This window comes from Hymenobacter sp. FMD4 (assembly GCF_058932745.1).
Genome location: NZ_JBZYWH010000017.1, coordinates 58018 through 73734, shown reverse-complemented (window position 1 = coordinate 73734; position 15717 = coordinate 58018). Strand labels below are relative to the sequence as shown.

Here is a 15717-nt window from a genome sequence, read left to right as displayed (position 1 = left end):
AGCATGCCGGGTAAAATTACGCCCGCTGGCCGACACTCACCGGTTGACCATTGCCTCGAGCTAGCTCAGAGCATTACAACTGATGGCCGCAGTGCCAGCAAAACAGGGCATCGGATCGGTGCTCGACCTGCATGCATTGGGGACAGGGCTTGGGCCGTGGGTTTGTAGTACCGGGACGGTGCTGCACCATCTGGGCTGATACAATGCCTGTGGGCACGGCAATCACCGCGTACCCCATAATCATGAGTATGGAGGCCAGCGTTTGGCCCAGCACCGTTACGGGTGAAATGTCTCCGTAGCCCACCGTAGTAATGGTAACGATGGCCCAATAGATGCATTTTGGAATGCTGGTAAAGCCGTTTTGCCCGCCTTCGACCACATACATCAGTGTGCCCACCACAACCACCATGGTCAGCACCGCCGTCAGAAATACCAAAATCTTAAACCGGCTGGCTTTCAAGGCATCCACGATGAATTCGCTTTCGCCCAGGAAACGCCCAAGTTTGAAAATGCGAAACACCCGCAGCAGTCGCAGCGTCCGGATAACGAGCAGGTAACGGCTCCCTACCAGCAACAAACTGAGCAGCGTGGGCACAATAGCCAGAAAATCGATTATGCCCAGCAGGCTGAAGGCGTACGCCAGCGGCCGCCGCACCACCAGCAGGCGCAGAATGTACTCGAGTAGGAATATGCCGGTAAAAAACCACTCTACAGCCCGCAGGTAGGGCCCGTATTGCTGATCTATTTCGCGCACGCTTTCCAGCATCACGGCTAACACGCTCAACGCAATAGCCCACAGCAAGGCCACGTCGAAGTAACGACCCGCCGGCGTGTCGGCCTCGAAAATGATTACGTAAGCATCACGTTTCCAGCGCGGGGCAGAGTCGGGAGGACGAAGATTCATGGATGGAAGCGGGTGCAGCGCCCACGTGGAGAAGCGCTGGTAGCTGAATTACGTAGAATGCATGCGTTATGCCGCACCATGGGCCACTGCGTGCAGCAAAAATGTTGCTGTACCCCCGATAAATAAATCCAAATAACTCAGCCTTAGCTGTTAGCGCGCCGTATACAACGGCTACCGCACTGGCGCCACCGGGCCGCCACTTCCTTTACCATCATGACCAAGCATCCGTTTCATCCCGCTACCGATTCTCATGTAGGCTTGCCACCGGCGCGGCCGAATGATCCGCTTCGCTCGCCGCGGCCGCGTCGCTTGCAGCAGCCCGGTCACGCCGAGCCTGAAACCGCTCCCGAACGTACTCAACCTGCTTCTCAGCCCGGCTTCAAGATGAGCCGCTGGTGCTAAGCGCCTTCGCTTCCAAAACATCACCTAAGGGCGACACTTCATGCGAAGTGTCGCCTTGTTTTTTACTGAGCAGGGAATTTATCAGCAGCCCTCCGCTTGGCCAAGTTCTTAGCGAAAGCCGCCCATGCATCAGCATTTTCGGGGCGGCCAGTTACGCGCTGACCTGAGGCATCCATCAAGGTTACCTCAAGGCCACTGCTACTTTCCTTGACTTCGCGCAATCGAGTTTGCTGGAGCAGTTTCAGACACCGCACCCGCTCCTGCCCTTCCAATACCATTTCGCCACTTTCCTCCTGCTGCCCATCGGAAACCCGGTAAGTCAGCACCACTGTCTGCGGCTGCACCAAACCTTGTACTACGGTGATGCCCTGCCGGGGAGACCTGGAAGCCATGCCGGTAGCGTACAACTCAAAGGCCACTGGCTCCTCAACGCGCTTCCCACACCCCGCCAGCAGGAGCAGTCCCCAAAGCAGCGTAAATGCTAGGCGTAACGCCGGTTGCATGATTATGAAGATTTCGTCTTTTATGGCAGAGCTAGTTTCGGCTATCTAGCCTGTGCTACGTTCGGCTGCTTTACTTCAAACGTAAAGATCTTGCTTCCTGCCAAGCCCGAAGCTCCCAGACCTTGTACTACTACCAAGTATTTGCCGGGCTCGTCACTTGTATAAAACTCCAACTGTTTCGGACCGGTAGTTGTCGTTACCACGTCGGGGTTCCAGTACAACAGGTTGCGCAGATCGGGCAGACGGCTCTGCTTTTGCTGCTCGGTTTCGTAGCGTGGCGCGTAGAACTCACGCTCCCACTGCAGGCCTTCATACTCTTGTACCAGGGCACGGGCGTCGGGCTGCACGCCAGCCAAATCACCTTTGTAGGTAGTGTAGCTCACGATACCGCTGTAGATCAAGCCCCGATGCGAATAGCGCCCCATTACCACTTCCAGCGTCTGCACTTTCAGCGGATCAATTTTCATGACCTTATTGGTGTTGAAGATGGGCACTCCATCCAACAGGACCATCGGATCTTCGGAGAGGTGAGACTTGTTGACGGGGTCCACCACCATGAAATGATACCCATCTTTCCGAATGCGCACCTGCACGCCAGGAACGTATTCACGCATTACCTCCTCCATTACTTTGAAGCGGGTGTAATCATCGAGGCGGTACCGCTCATCGGGTTTGCCATAAAAAGCGGCACTATCGGCCAGTGGCAACGCGAATGGCTGCAATTGCCGGCGGAAATAGGCGTTTTGGGCCTGCATCTGCAAGTGCCGCGAAGTCAGGTCGGGCCGGTGACGCTCTTCCAAGCTGAGCGGCACTTGGGGGCGGCGGGCGAAACTGGCCGAGAAAGGACTTAACACCTGGAATTGGTAGGTGCTATCCTGCCGCATGTTGGTTTGCAGCACTACGTTTTTAGGGCCGAAGAAGTCATTTACTTCAAACAAAAGCTCCCCATTGGCACCGCTGACCGCACTATACAACCGCACCTGCCGATTGGGAGCCGCTAGAAAAGCGGGAATGCCTTTAGCTGGTGTGCCTTTGTTGCTCAGTTGCGCCTGAATCAGGTGCCCATTGAGTTCGGGAGCATACTGCTCGGGCTCCACCTTCTCCGACAGCACTTTTTCCCAACTGAAGCGGCGCCAACCTTGCGTGAGCATCAGGTTGTCGGTAGCCTCTTCGGCTTCGGCGCTATTGGCTTGCAGATAGTAACTGGGATTTTCAATGGTACCCCGTAGGTCGGAGCTCAGCCAGAGGTAGCTGTATATATCTGCCGGACCAGCTGAAGCCGCTAGCGAATCCAAGCGGTAAACCGCCATCGACAGGTTTGCAGCAGCGGGCTTTCCCGCCAAATCCATTGTACTCAGGTTCAGGTTTACCTTGTCGCGTGTGCCGTACAGGTTTTTATCAGTGGCTGCCGCAATGCCAAGCTGGCCTTTGGGACGGTGGAAATACAGCCGCTCGCACACAGGCCGCTTTCGTTCGTTGAACGCAGTGAAGTGTAATATCCCCTCGGGCAAAGTGACCTTATCGAGTAGCACACGCCCCTGCCCGTTGGCCAACCGCATGCTTTTGGCCACTAAGGTGCGCTGCCCGGCGTGCCCGAGCAGGAATATTTCTTCGTTGGATTCATTGACCACGTTGCTGACCACCGCAATGCTCAGCTGCGTTGGGCTGATGCGCTCCACGCTCATCACGTAGCCCTGTTCGTACACCGTTGGCGCTTTGCGCGTGACATTCTGCTCGTTGGGCAGCTTCACCACGGCAGTATAGTCGCTGCCCGCTTCAGCAGGCGTAAACGTAAACTGGCCCATCCCAAATTTCAAGGTGTTGAAGCGGGCGACTACTTGGCTGGCTTTATCCAATAATACGCCCTCAGCATTTACCCCCTTGCCTGATTTGTCGGTTACCTTAAAAGCTACCTTGCTTGCCAGGCCTTTTACCAAACTGCCGCCCTCGGGAAAGAACTGAACGTCGACGCCGACCGAATCGGCGGCGGTGCTAGGCAAGGATGCAGCAAAAGTATTGACCACCGTTACAAAGCTATGGTAGTAATACTCCGGACCGAAGTTCTTCATCCAATTGGTGTAGGCCCGCACGGTATAGTTGCCAGACGGCAGCGTAGCCGGCAGCTGAAACGAGCCATGGCCCACCGCCTGCTTCAGCCCGATTTTGGCCTGCAACACGGGTGTTTGCTTGGCGTCCAGCACTTCCACATAAGCCACTTGGCTAAGGGGTAATGCCTGATGGCGCATACCATCCACCACATACGCCTTAAACCACATCATGTCACCGCTCACGTACAAGCTGCGGTCGAGGTGCAAGAACAGCTTTTCGTGAACATCACGCTTGCTGTACGCCTCAAAAGCTTGGTGTATACTTGAAGCCGGCTGGCGCTGGGCATGGGCTATACCTGTGTAAACCAAGCCACAAATAAATAGCGACAACACCTGCCAGCTACGCCGGCCTGGCTTCGTTTTAGTATTTTTTATCATGCTGCCTTGCTACTAAAATGGCCAGAAAGCTGGCTTCACATTCGTACCACGCACGCGGCAGTCTACGCACCGGGTGGGGCCTACAGAATACGCTATTACCTGCCCTCCCACTACTATTGGGTCAATGGGTGTCACGTAGGACCCGGTGAAGTACCTGACGATGTCGGGAACAAAGACTGTGTCGGGACTACAGCCCCGATAATCAAGATCAAGGTGTCGGAAAGCCTGGGTTAGCTCGCTTCGTGAAATAGAAAGCCTTTTCTCCGCTACGGAATGAGCCCCTACATAGCCCAGCACAATAGTAGTCGGATCAGATAAGCAACGAACATTGCCGGTTATTTGGGAAGGCAGCGGATCAAACAGGGTGCCGATGCTCTCGGTGTTGCGTTGCAACTGCTCCCAGTAAGCGTACTCTTCCGGGGTTTGGGCATACTGCTTTACCAAGATGCTGTAGCCGTAACGTAGCTTGATGCTGTTGCTAAACAACTCCAGGAGCTGAAAATCGGCAACTTGATTGCGGGTAAGCCGAGTGGTATTAGCCAGCCGAATGGAGGTGTTGCTCTCAGTACGCCAGCAGCGCCAGATATTGTTGGACCGCCGCCGCATCTGCCCGTTCACATACTCAACGGTAGAATTATAAGGTGTGGTAAACTCCCAGGTTTCATCGAATTCCCACCGAAAGTGGCGGGACTTGCTGTCATCGTCCTGAGTGCTGACGTTGATGACAATTCCGTCTCTGCCGAATTGCCACTTCACCGACTCTATTTCTGGCGTAACCTGCACCCGGGTATAATCAGAGGCGTACTCTTGGCCGGAGCGGGTTACGAACTGCAGTCGGTATAGGCGTTGCGGATTCAGCGTTAGCGCCGCCGACTTGTAAGTTCCTGCCGGAGCCTCCGCAAGGCTGAATCGGCTTCCTCCTTCTTCCTCAATGAACATCCGAGCTCCACCTTCAGCGGGAGGCTGACCCGAGGCATTCAAATTGTATGTTTTACTGAGCTTAATAGTGCTAATTCCTTGGCCGTTAAGAAAGCCATCCACCACTAAGAAGCTAGTGGCGGCTTCGGGCACTTTCGGATCAAAGGGGTCGATGCACCCGGCCATAAGGAGCAGAAGCACCCACGCCCATCGCATGAACACACAGTAAAACTGCTGCAACGAATGAACAGCTAAGCTTCTGACCAAGCAGGAATGTTCAAATCCGTCCGTAGAATAATTAGCCATAACACGCTTAATAACGCCAATATGACGGACGGATGTTGGTCCCCCGGACGCGGCAGTCCACGCATTTAACCGACGCGGACGTGTAAGCATATATGTTTCCGTCGGGCCCGTAGAGTGCATCCACGGGCAGTTCGAAGAAGCGGGAAAACCAGAGCCGGATGTCCGCCACCATCACCGTATCGAGCTGGGTGCACTCCCGGTAAAACGGGTCTACCGACTGCCACGTGGGGGGCAGCTCGGAGCGGGGAATAAACAAGCGTTTCTGTGACTCAGAATACACTCCTACGTAACCAATAACCGGTACATCCGGCTCAGAAAGGGAGTGTACATTGCCGGTTATCTGCGAGGGCAGCGGGTCAAACAAGGTGCCGATGCTCTCGGTGTTGCGCCGCAGCTGCTCCCAGTAGGCGTGCTCCTCCGGGGTTTGGGCGTACTGCTTTACCAACATGCTGTAGCCATAACGCAGCTTTGGCGACGTTTGCGATACTTCAATAAGCTCGTACTCGGATACTACATCCTGCGTAAGCCGGGTAGTATTGAAAAGCCTGATGGCGGTGTTTGGGGTGGTACTCCAGCACCGATAGATCAGAGGAAACTGCCGCCGCACTACCTGATCATTACGGTATTCAAAAAAGGACTCATAGGCGGAGGTAAATTCCCAGGTTTCGTCGAAGCTCCAGCGGTAGTAGCGCGACTGGTTGGTTTCGTCGTGAGTACTGACGCTCACCTGAATACCGTCGCCACCAAATTTCCAGCTCACGGCATCAATCTCAGGCGTGATCTTTACCGCCATGAAGTCCGATGCGTACTCCTTACCATTGTTACTGAAGAAGTGTAGTCGGTACTTTCGGGTAGCATCCAGCGTCAGCGCCGCCGAGGAATAGGTACCATTGGTGCTTTCCGTCAGCGCGTAGCTAGAGCCGCCTTCCTGCTCGATGAAAACCCGGGCGCGTATCTCAGGCGGAGCCTGCCCAATGGAATTCAGGCTATAAGTGCGCGAGAGTTTGATGGTGCTAACGCCCCGGGCATTGATAAAACCATCGACCACCAGAAAGTTGGTGTCGGCTTCGTCTATTGCCGGGTTATAGGGGTCTATGCAGCTTGTTAGGCAAACCAGCAATAGCCATACTTTACCCCAAATGCTTGCTCCGTTTCTCATCTCAGAACTTGAAGTTGTAGGTAATGGTGGGGATGGGCTGTCCGAATACCGATAGCTGATAGCCCTTAATGGTGCCGTTTTCGGACTTGTAGTAGATCGAGAATGGGTTGCGGCGGCCAGTCAGGTTATACACGCCCACCGTCCAGGAGCTGTGGGCTAGCTTTTTCACTTTGTGGTTGCCCTCAATGTTCAGGGCCAAGTCGGCACGGTAGTAATCGGGCACCCGATAGGCGTTGCGGTCGGAGTACAACACCCGTACGGAGTTGCCCACGTAGTACTTGGCCAGCGGTAGCGTAATCGGGCGCCCCGTGCTGTAGGTAAGGTTCAGAGACGTGCTAAAACGGCGGCTAAAGCGGTAGTTCCCAATCATCGTCAAGTCATGCGGCTTGTCGAAGTTGCTGGGATAGTACCGCCCGCCATTAATCATTTCGGAGGTGGTGCCACTGTTCACGCGCAGCAGGGAGCGGGAGTAGGTGTAGCTCACCCAGCCGTTGATTTTGCCGGTGGTTTTGCGCACCATTACCTCCACCCCGTAAGCTTTGCCTTCGGCATTTACCACGTCGGTTTCGATGCTACGATTCAGCACCAGCGTCGCGCCACTTTTGTAGTCCACGAAATCCTGCATGAGCTTGTAATAAGTCTCAATGGAGGCTTCTATAGTGTTGTCCTTGAAGTTGCGGTAGTAGCCAAGGGCTACTTGGTCGCCCACCTGCGGCCGGACGTGCGTGTCGCTCAACTTCCAGATGTCCGTTGGCGACATGGAGGCCGTATTGGACAGCATGTGAATGTACTGGCGCGTACGGTTGTAGCTCGCCTTCACCGACGACCTGTCGGTGAGCGAATACTTGGCTGAAACCCGGTATTCGGGGCCGTGGTAGGTAGCCATCATCTGATTGGCGCCGTAGCGAACTGTATCCAGCAAGGTGCCTTCGTTGCGCGGACCGCCGGGCATGTATCGACGTACATCACTCGGCCCCAGCGCATTGAACATGGAATAGCGTAGGCCTAGCGAAACCGAAAACCGATGCGTCAGATCGATGCGGTCTGATAAGTACAGGGCGCTTTCCAAGCCCCGCTCCCGATTCAAGATGTTTTCCTTAATCAGCGACTCTGCCCCGAGAGGCTGTAGGCTACCGGGAGCAATGTTGTACAACTGCGAGCTAACCCCGAACTCAACGGTGTGCTTGGGATTCAGGAAATAGCTAAAATCAACCTGCGCGTTGGCTTGGTTCAGGCGGAAGGAAAGTTCCGAGGCGTTTATTGCGTTCTTCTCGCTGCGAATGTTGTAGCCGTAGTGGCTGTAAGCAGCCGTCACCACACTATACAGGCGGTTGTTGAAGATGTGCTTCCACTTCAGGCTCGCATTCTGATTGAGGTACTCATAAGTCGTATCGGCTGCTAGTTTGAACCGGTCGCGGCTGAGGTAACCGGTCACGAACAATGCGTTTTTCTCGCTGGCTTCGTGACTGATGTGGCCACTCAGATCATAGAACGAAGCGGAGCTTTCCCGAAAACTGCGGTTGGGCAGGCGGTGCAGGATCCAGTCGGAGTACGAGGAGCGGCCACTGATGATAACCGAGGTTTTATCCTGTATAATGGGGCCCTCCAGAGTGAGGCGACTGGTAAGCGGGCCTATGCCACCCGTAGCCGAAAATTTCTTCTTGTTTCCGTCGCGGGTAGTGATGTCCAGCACCGAAGAAAGGCGGCCGCCGTACTTGGCCGGGATGGCGCTTTTGTACAGATCCACGTTCTTCAGGATGTCGGGATTGAAAGCCGAGAAAAAGCCGAACAAGTGAGCCGGGTTGTACACCACCGCGTCGTTGAACAGAATCAGGTTCTGGTCGGTAGCACCACCACGTACGTTCATACCCGTGCTGCCCTCACCCACTGATTTTACGCCCGGCAGCGTGAGCACCACGCGCAGAATGTCCGTTTCGCCGAAGGCCGTGGGTACTTGCCGAATGGTCTTGATATCCAGCTTCTCCAGGCCCATTTGCATGCCAGCCACGTTCTTATCTTTCTCGGCTTCGATAATGACCTCCTTCAGCGGGGTAATATCTTCCTCCACTTCTATCTCCATCTTGCCATCGTTGCGCAGCAGGATGCTTCGCTTGGTGTTCTTGATACCAATGCCCCGCACCAGCACGGTATGGCGCCCCAGTGGCAAGGTGAGAGAGTAGTAACCAAACTGATCGGTAGAAGCTCCGACCGACGGCGCCTCCACGTACACGGTGGCCCCGATGACGGGCTCCCCGGTATTTATATCGCGCACATGCCCGCCCAGAGTGGCTTTGCCACTGGAATTGCCCCCCTGCCCTATTTCGTAAAGTTTGCTTTCGGTTTGTCGCTTAGACTTGGGTTTGTTAAGACCTTCCAGGGGGTCATCACCGCTTTGCTCCTTGCTGGCCACTGCACCTTCGCGGCGAAAAAAGGCATCTGGTAACTCCGCCTGAATAGCCTGACCGGTAGTGATATATACTCGGTTGTTGTCATCGATGGCGTAGCGCAGTTCACCTTGCTTAAAAATGGCATCAAGGACGGCAGGTAACGGTTGCCCACTAGCCGTAAGAGTTACGCGTACGCTGTCTACCGTGGTGGGCTCGTAATAAAACCGGTACGGCGACTGGCGTTCAACTTCCTGAGCAAATTGCTCGAACGAAACATTAGAAAACTGCCCGCTTATCGGTGTGCTTTCCTTTTGCTGCCCTAGGCCTACGTGTGCGTTGCCCATCAGGAGCAAACATAACAACAGACAACCCAGCGGCTTTAACAGGACTAGAAACCTGATTTTCAGGGTAACGCTACGCATCATCACTTTGCTGCAGCTTTGCTTAGTTCGTTATAATAAGCAGCCACTTGCACAATGGAAGCCGTCCGCTGGTCTTTTCTAAACTTCAGCTTTTGGTCGCTGATGTACTTTTTCAATTCTTTCTTCCGGTCGCTGAAAACAGCCAGCACCGAACCCTTGCTACCCACTGCGTAGTAGGCATCAGCCTTCACGACATAGTAGCGGTCGACGTTTGAGAATTCCTTTCGGGAAGTACCGCGTTCCAGAATTTCACGCATCTCTTTGGTGCGCTTGGCCAACACCCGAAGCTGGTTTCCATTGTCGAAAAGCAACTCGTAGAAGCCGGTTCGCAGCACTCCTTCTGATGCAGTCGGGACTACTTCCCGCACGAACTTGCGCCCATCAATAATGAAGTAGTTGACCTTCTCGCTGATCAGGCGCAGCTTGGTAGGGTTATCAAAACTTCTGGTCAGCACCAAGTCTTGACGGATGTCGTACTGAAGCGGCACATTCGGGAATTCGTACCCGTCGTAATGGATGCTTCCGTTTAGCTCCTTATCCGACAGAAAGAACTGGTGACTAGGGTTATTTCCGGGAACGTAATTGACGTACACCGGTCCGTTGTAGAGCGAAACACCGCTACCCAGTGCCTCGCGGTAGCGCTGGTGCATGTGCTGGGTAGCCGAGAAAAGCGCACTGGCGTCGGCCGGTGCTACAGGCGTGGTTTGGGCCCAGGCCCGACTACCGCACACCGGTAGGATTAGCAGTGCGCAACAAGTGAATAAATGTTTCCACATAGGCAATAGGGTAGCTGCAGCAGACGAGCGAGTCAATGATTAACAGAAGGCACTAGCTCAACCGAGTTCATTCTTGGGACCTAGTTCGGCTATAACCTTCCAAGACAAGGAGAAGCAAACGTAGCTGAATGGTTGCTTTGGGTAGCGAAAAGCTTCACCGGGCGCCGTTGAGAGCCATGCGCCAAGCAGCGTGAAGTTCATAGTAACTTGGTGTAGATCCATCAATACTACATGCCGCAGTACCGCTGCCGTAAGTACCACTGGGGCAACAAGCTCCCAACTCATAATGGTCCCGGTTGTAACCGCAGGAGCCGGATCGGCTTTGTCAGGCGTCGAGCAGGACGTCATTTTAATAATTAAGCTAATGCTCAACAATACCACGTGAGTCAACAATGTGGCAGCGGAAGGCATGAGCGCACTTGGTACTGCAATAAACAAGATGTCTGAGCAATTACATTGAAAACGCTATATTGTTCAGAGTCAAGGAACATGAGTAAGAGCGTAGGCGCTTTAAGGTCGCCTGCCTCATTCGCCTTAACTTCGCAGCGCACTCCTACCCCATCCGTTTTGCGATTCTCCAAGACTCTCCTGATGCTGCTGTTGCTGCTTGGGCCGCTGACGCTATCGGCCCAACAGCGGAAAAAGCAGCCAACTAAAAAGCCTGCAGCGGCGCAGCAAGCCCGCACCCGTCAGGCTCAGCCTGGCTCCCGAAAGGCCCCGCCGAAAAAAGGCACGGCCAAAACCCCTGCGCCGGCCAAGCCCGCTCCCGGCGCGCCGGAGTTTCTGAGGTACCTGAATTCACCCTGGGTTGATTCGGTAATGAAGACGCTCACGCCCGATCAACGCGTGGCACAGCTCTTCATGGTGGCAGCGTATTCCAACCGCAAGCGCATCGATGAAGACTCTATTTCGGCGCTGATTCAGCAGAGCGGTATTGGCGGGCTAATCTTCTTCCAAGGTGGCCCGGTGCGCCAGTCGCGGCTGCTGAACCGCTACCAGGCCCAGAGCCGCGTCCCTTTGCTCGTGGCCATGGATGCCGAGTGGGGCGTAGGCATGCGCCTGGATAGCGTGGTCCGCTTTCCTTACCAGATGACGATGGGCGGCGTGCAGCAAAACGAGTTGCTCTACGACATGGGCCAGGAAGTGGCCTACCAATTCCGCCGCCTGGGCATGCACGTGAATTTCGCGCCGGTGGTGGATGTAAACAACAACGCCAATAATCCGGTCATCGGCTTCCGCTCCTGGGGCGAAAACAAGCGTAACGTCACGGAGAAAAGCTATCAGTACATGAAGGGCATGCAGGATGCGGGCATTCTGGCCGTAGCCAAGCACTTTCCCGGTCACGGCGACACCGATGCCGACTCGCACTTCGCCCTGCCGCTCATCCGCGCCGACCGCCGCCGGCTCGACACGCTGGAACTCGGTCCGTTTCGCTCACTGATGGGTCGCGGCCTGGGCGGCGTGATGATTGCCCACCTGAACATTCCGGCACTGGACACCACCGGTGTACCTTCTACCCTCTCGCGCGGCATCGTGACGGATATGGTGCAGAAGCAGATGGGCTATCAGGGCATCATCTTCACCGATGCCATGAACATGAAGGGCGTGACGAGCAAGTACCCGCCCGGCGAGGCCGACGTGCGCGCCATTCTGGCTGGCAACGACATTCTGGAGTTTTCGAAGAACGTGCCCAAGGCCTTGCAGGCCGTGCGCGCCGCCATCGACTCGGGCCGCGTCAAGCAGGCCGATATTGACATTCGCTGCCGCCGCGTGCTGGCGCTGAAGCAGTGGGCCGGCCTGAACAAGTACCGCCCCATCGAGCTGAAGAACATCACGGCTGATCTGAACCAACCGCACGCTCAGTACCTCGCCCAGCGCCTGCAGGAGCTGAGCATGACGGTGCTGCGTAACCAGAAGAACATTCTGCCCTTGCAAAGCCTCGATACGCTGCGCATTGCCACCGTCATGCTGGGCACCAAGGATACCACCGACTTTCAGCGCATGGTAGCCGATTACGCCCCGGCAGCGCACTTTTCCATCCCGGCTACTGCTACGCTTGATGAGTTAGCCCGCTTGCGCGACCAGCTTAAAGGCTACAACCTGCTGTTGGTGGGTTTGCAGAACCTGGGCCGGATTCCGGCTACCAACTTCGGCATCTCGGCCGAGGAAAACGTGCTGCTACGCGAACTAGCCGGGCTGAAAAAGAAAATGGTGGTATCGGTGTTCGGCAACACGTATGCCGTGGCCAAGCTGCGTGACGTGAACCAGGCCGACGCCGTGATTATGGCGCATCAGGAAAGCAAGAACGCCCAAGAACTGGCCGCCCAGATCATCTTCGGAGGTGTGGGAGCCAGCGGCCGGCTACCGGTAGCAGTATCGGAGCGCTACGGCTACGGCGCGGGGATGCCCACGGTGGGTGGCCTTCGCCTGCGCTACTCTTACCCCGAAGCTGTAGGCATGAGCAACCGCCTGGAGGCTCGGGTCGATTCGCTGCTTGGTGCGGCCCTGGCGGCGCAGGCCTTTCCCGGTGGTGAAGTGCTGATAGCTCGCCGCGGCACTGTGGTACTGCGCAAAGCATTCGGCGCGCACACTTACGGTCCCGCCGCCCGCCCCGTGCTCAGCTCTGACCTTTACGATCTGGCATCGGTGACGAAAGTAGCGGCCGCCACGCCAGCCCTGATGAAGCTGCAGGACCAAGGCAAATTCAGCCTTGATCAAACGCTGGGGGCGTACTTTGATTTTCTGAAAGACTCGAACAAGAAGGACCTGAAGCTGCGCGACGTACTCACGCACCAGGCACGCCTGAAGGCCTGGATTCCGTTTTGGCAGGGCTATACGCGGCCCAAGGGCATTTTCAGCCGCCTTTTTGCCAAGTACCCGCACGAGCCGCTGAAGCTCAAGCGCGGCGAGGTGCCCGAAATGAGCCGCCGCTTTTTCCGTGCCGATTCCTCGGCCCGCTTCCCGCTGCTAGTGGCCGATAAGATGTGGGCGCGCAAAGACATGCCCGAGCGCCTGCGCAAAGCCATTGCCGAGTCGCCGCTGAACGATAAGCCCGGCTACGTATACTCCGACCTGTCCTTCTACCTCTATCCACAGCTGGTGCAACAGCAGACCGGCAAGTCGTTTGAGACGTTTCTGCGCGATGAGCTGTACCGCCCGTTAGGCGCCAGCACGCTGGGCCTGCGCCCTACTTACCGCTACGCCAAAAAGCGCATTGTACCTACCGAGCACGATTCCCTGTTTCGCAAGCAGCTGCTACACGGCACCGTGCACGACGAAGGCGCCGCACTGCTAGGCGGCGTATCGGGCCACGCTGGCCTGTTCGGCTCGGCCAACGACTTGGCCAAGCTGGTGCAGCTGTATGCTTGGCAGGGCAAATACGGCGGTCAGCAGCTGCTAAAGCCCGAAACCGTGCAGGAATACACCCGCTGCCAGTCTTGCCCCGACAACCGCCGCGCCTTGGGCTTCGACCGTCCGGCAGCCAACCCGTCGGTAAACTCGGCCCGTAGCGCCTCGCAGCTCAGCTATGGCCACACCGGCTACACTGGCACCTATTTCTGGGTTGATCCGCAGTACGACCTGATGGTAATTCTACTGACAAACCGCGTACACCCCACGCGCAACAACAATAAGATTACGGAGATGAGTGTGCGCTCCGGCCTGCTGCAGATTGCCATTGAAGCCGTGCAAGCCGAGCGGCCGCGCGTAGAAACTACTGTGGAAGAGTAACCTTCTTGGCAAACGCCCCTTTGAAACGCAAAACGCCCGGCTGGTTAGCCGGGCGTTTTGCGTTTCGGTCTTTGATAACTTATTCGGTCACGGTTTTCATCTTGGCCTCGATGCTGCGTTGCAGTTCGGGCAGGTTTTCCTGCATGCGGCGCTGGCCGATTTCCATGCCAGCGACCATAAGCGTGCTTTGTTTACCAATGAACTTCTGACCGGTGCTCGAGCTATAGAACTTGGTCAGGTCCTTTAATTCCTTTTCGCTGAACTCCTGCGCATATAACTGCACCATGTCTTCCTTAAGGGAATTCCAGCTTAGGTACTTGTTCAGAAAAGTACGCATCTCGGTTTCTACGGGCTTCAGTTCGGGGCGCTGCGTCATTTGAGCTGAGAGCATCTGGTCCAGTGCGGAATTGGTATTCTTCTCCATTTGCATGGCGGTCATCAGCTCCTCGGCGGCTTTGCGCTGCCCGGCCGAAAGGGGGGCCGTCGTGCCTTGAGCCGAGGCCGTGGATTGGGCCGAAGCGGCCGGCGCGGCCAGCAATAGGCCAGCAGCGAGTATTAGTAGCTGTTTCATTTTTGCTTCTACGCAAAGGCTGCTTGGTCGGACATTTAGCGGCTCTTCCAGGCCCGTTAGCACACATTTACCCATCACATTTTCCGGTGACTGCATGGCACTGCCTTGCTATACTATAGCGCAGGAATCAGCTGAATCCATGGATTAATAACGACCACCCCAAACGCCGCCGGCAACGCAGGCAACGTTTGCCCGGCGCTTTGCATCTGTTGACATAGCATACGCGGCAGCTTTGCTGACCAAGTCACCGCTGCGCCGAAGCCCTCGGCATCACATGCATATGCTATTTACAAGCACACTGTTTTCCCTGAAGTTTGTATCGCCGGTTCGCTACTGCGCAAGCGGCTCATTTTCTACCCCTGTTGTCTCTCCGACTATGTCCTCTCTCCTCACCCTTGTGCGCCGTGTGCCGCTGCTGAGCTTTCTGGCAGCCGCGCTGCTGCTTACCGGGTGCGGCAACGGCTTTTTCGGTGAGCTAGACAACAAAGAACTGCCGCACTACCTGCTGAGCCAGACAGAACAGCAGTGGTCGGCACCGTACCGGCTGGGCGAGGAATGGCACTTTCGCAACGCCGCGGGCTACGTACGCCGCTACCAAGTAAAAGGGCTTTCCGACCGGGTGTTACCCGGTTTGCCAGAGGGTTCATCCCGCGTAAGCTTTTATCAGCAGGAAACGGGCGCCCGTCTGGAACGCATCGACTCAGCTTACTACCAGCGCCCCGACAGCTACCAGCACGCAGCCACCTTCACGCTCGCCGCAGCAGTGACCGATGCCACGCAGCCACGGCCTTTGGCCGCCCGACTGAACTGGGGACAGACCAGCTTAGCGCTGCCAGTAGCTGAGCTCAGCGGTTTGCTAGCCTTGCCTGCGGGCGTGCGCATGTTGCCAACTGCCTCCTTCGGGGGGCGCATCTATCAAAACGTTTTGGAGTACCCGCACCTTGAGCCAGTGGCCGGCCAACCAGCCGCGGCCAGCCAGGTAACGCGGGTGTACTATACAAAGGAATATGGCGTCGTGAGCTTCCGGGAAGCAAACGGCACCGAATGGTACCGGGACTGAAAAGTCCTTAGGTGAGTGAAATGGTGAAGCAGGCGGCTCGTTTCGGGCCGCCCGCTTTGCGTTTTAGGGGGTGCTAAAGCGTCCTCCCGGGCAA

General features: G+C 56.0%; 11 protein-coding genes. 3 read left to right on the top strand and 8 right to left on the bottom strand.

Annotated elements, in window-relative coordinates:
* Positions 1 to 73 precede the first annotated feature (73 nt).
* The gene (locus tag AC5FXY_RS15400) at positions 74 to 904 is read right to left on the bottom strand and encodes an ion transporter (RefSeq protein WP_493557590.1); all 831 of its coding nucleotides are present in this window, start codon (positions 902 to 904) and stop codon (positions 74 to 76) included.
* 213 nt (positions 905 to 1117) lie between these two features.
* Here AC5FXY_RS15400 and AC5FXY_RS15395 point away from each other — a divergent pair, with 213 nt between their 5' ends.
* On the top strand, positions 1118 to 1306 hold the full coding sequence (locus AC5FXY_RS15395; RefSeq protein ID WP_493557589.1) for a hypothetical protein: 189 nt from the start codon (positions 1118 to 1120) through the stop codon (positions 1304 to 1306).
* Positions 1307 to 1368: 62 nt separating this feature from the next.
* Here the strand turns inward: AC5FXY_RS15395 and AC5FXY_RS15390 are convergent, their stop codons facing one another.
* The 6 genes from AC5FXY_RS15390 to AC5FXY_RS15365 all read right to left on the bottom strand — a co-directional run bounded on the left by AC5FXY_RS15390 (position 1369) and on the right by AC5FXY_RS15365 (position 10263).
* Entirely contained in the window at positions 1369 to 1809 is a 441-nt protein-coding gene (locus AC5FXY_RS15390; protein WP_493557588.1) for a hypothetical protein, read from the bottom strand.
* Between the two features lie 41 nt (positions 1810 to 1850).
* Positions 1851 to 4124 carry a hypothetical protein gene (locus tag AC5FXY_RS15385; protein WP_493557587.1) on the bottom strand — a complete coding sequence of 758 codons (2274 nt, stop codon included), beginning with the start codon at positions 4122 to 4124 and terminating at the stop codon, positions 1851 to 1853.
* Between the two features lie 183 nt (positions 4125 to 4307).
* Positions 4308 to 5399: a DUF4249 domain-containing protein gene (locus AC5FXY_RS15380; RefSeq protein WP_493557586.1), complete on the bottom strand. Its 1092-nt coding sequence runs from the start codon at positions 5397 to 5399 to the stop codon at positions 4308 to 4310.
* 127 nt (positions 5400 to 5526) lie between these two features.
* Complete coding sequence (locus AC5FXY_RS15375) at positions 5527 to 6678, bottom strand: DUF4249 domain-containing protein (protein ID WP_493557585.1); 1152 nt, start codon at positions 6676 to 6678, stop codon at positions 5527 to 5529.
* Position 6679: 1 nt separating this feature from the next.
* The gene (locus tag AC5FXY_RS15370) at positions 6680 to 9409 is read right to left on the bottom strand and encodes a TonB-dependent receptor (protein WP_493557584.1); all 2730 of its coding nucleotides are present in this window, start codon (positions 9407 to 9409) and stop codon (positions 6680 to 6682) included.
* Between the two features lie 80 nt (positions 9410 to 9489).
* The gene (locus tag AC5FXY_RS15365) at positions 9490 to 10263 is read right to left on the bottom strand and encodes a hypothetical protein (RefSeq protein WP_493557583.1); all 774 of its coding nucleotides are present in this window, start codon (positions 10261 to 10263) and stop codon (positions 9490 to 9492) included.
* A gap of 591 nt (positions 10264 to 10854) precedes the next feature.
* Here AC5FXY_RS15365 and AC5FXY_RS15360 point away from each other — a divergent pair.
* Positions 10855 to 13992, top strand: a complete 3138-nt coding sequence (locus AC5FXY_RS15360) for a serine hydrolase domain-containing protein (protein ID WP_493557582.1) — start codon at positions 10855 to 10857, stop codon at positions 13990 to 13992.
* Positions 13993 to 14071: 79 nt separating this feature from the next.
* Here AC5FXY_RS15360 and AC5FXY_RS15355 read toward each other — a convergent pair whose 3' ends face one another.
* Entirely contained in the window at positions 14072 to 14563 is a 492-nt protein-coding gene (locus AC5FXY_RS15355; protein WP_493557581.1) for a DUF2059 domain-containing protein, read from the bottom strand.
* Between the two features lie 376 nt (positions 14564 to 14939).
* On the opposite strand from AC5FXY_RS15355, the gene AC5FXY_RS15350 reads away from it, so the two are divergent.
* The gene (locus tag AC5FXY_RS15350; RefSeq protein WP_493557580.1) at positions 14940 to 15623 is read left to right on the top strand and encodes a hypothetical protein; all 684 of its coding nucleotides are present in this window, start codon (positions 14940 to 14942) and stop codon (positions 15621 to 15623) included.
* The last annotated feature ends 94 nt before the right edge of the window (positions 15624 to 15717 follow it).

Bases quoted from the DNA above. Each gene is read 5' to 3' on its own strand.
- AC5FXY_RS15400 (WP_493557590.1), bottom strand. From the start codon at position 904: ATGAATCTTCGTCCTCCCGACTCTGCCCCGCGCTGGAAACGTGATGCT.
- AC5FXY_RS15395 (WP_493557589.1), top strand. From the start codon at position 1,118: ATGACCAAGCATCCGTTTCATCCCGCTACCGATTCTCATGTAGGCTTG.
- AC5FXY_RS15390 (WP_493557588.1), bottom strand. From the start codon at position 1,809: ATGCAACCGGCGTTACGCCTAGCATTTACGCTGCTTTGGGGACTGCTC.
- AC5FXY_RS15380 (WP_493557586.1), bottom strand. From the start codon at position 5,399: ATGGCCGGGTGCATCGACCCCTTTGATCCGAAAGTGCCCGAAGCCGCC.
- AC5FXY_RS15375 (WP_493557585.1), bottom strand. From the start codon at position 6,678: ATGAGAAACGGAGCAAGCATTTGGGGTAAAGTATGGCTATTGCTGGTT.
- AC5FXY_RS15370 (WP_493557584.1), bottom strand. From the start codon at position 9,409: ATGGGCAACGCACACGTAGGCCTAGGGCAGCAAAAGGAAAGCACACCG.
- AC5FXY_RS15365 (WP_493557583.1), bottom strand. From the start codon at position 10,263: ATGTGGAAACATTTATTCACTTGTTGCGCACTGCTAATCCTACCGGTG.
- AC5FXY_RS15360 (WP_493557582.1), top strand. From the start codon at position 10,855: ATGCTGCTGTTGCTGCTTGGGCCGCTGACGCTATCGGCCCAACAGCGG.
- AC5FXY_RS15355 (WP_493557581.1), bottom strand. From the start codon at position 14,563: ATGAAACAGCTACTAATACTCGCTGCTGGCCTATTGCTGGCCGCGCCG.
- AC5FXY_RS15350 (WP_493557580.1), top strand. From the start codon at position 14,940: ATGTCCTCTCTCCTCACCCTTGTGCGCCGTGTGCCGCTGCTGAGCTTT.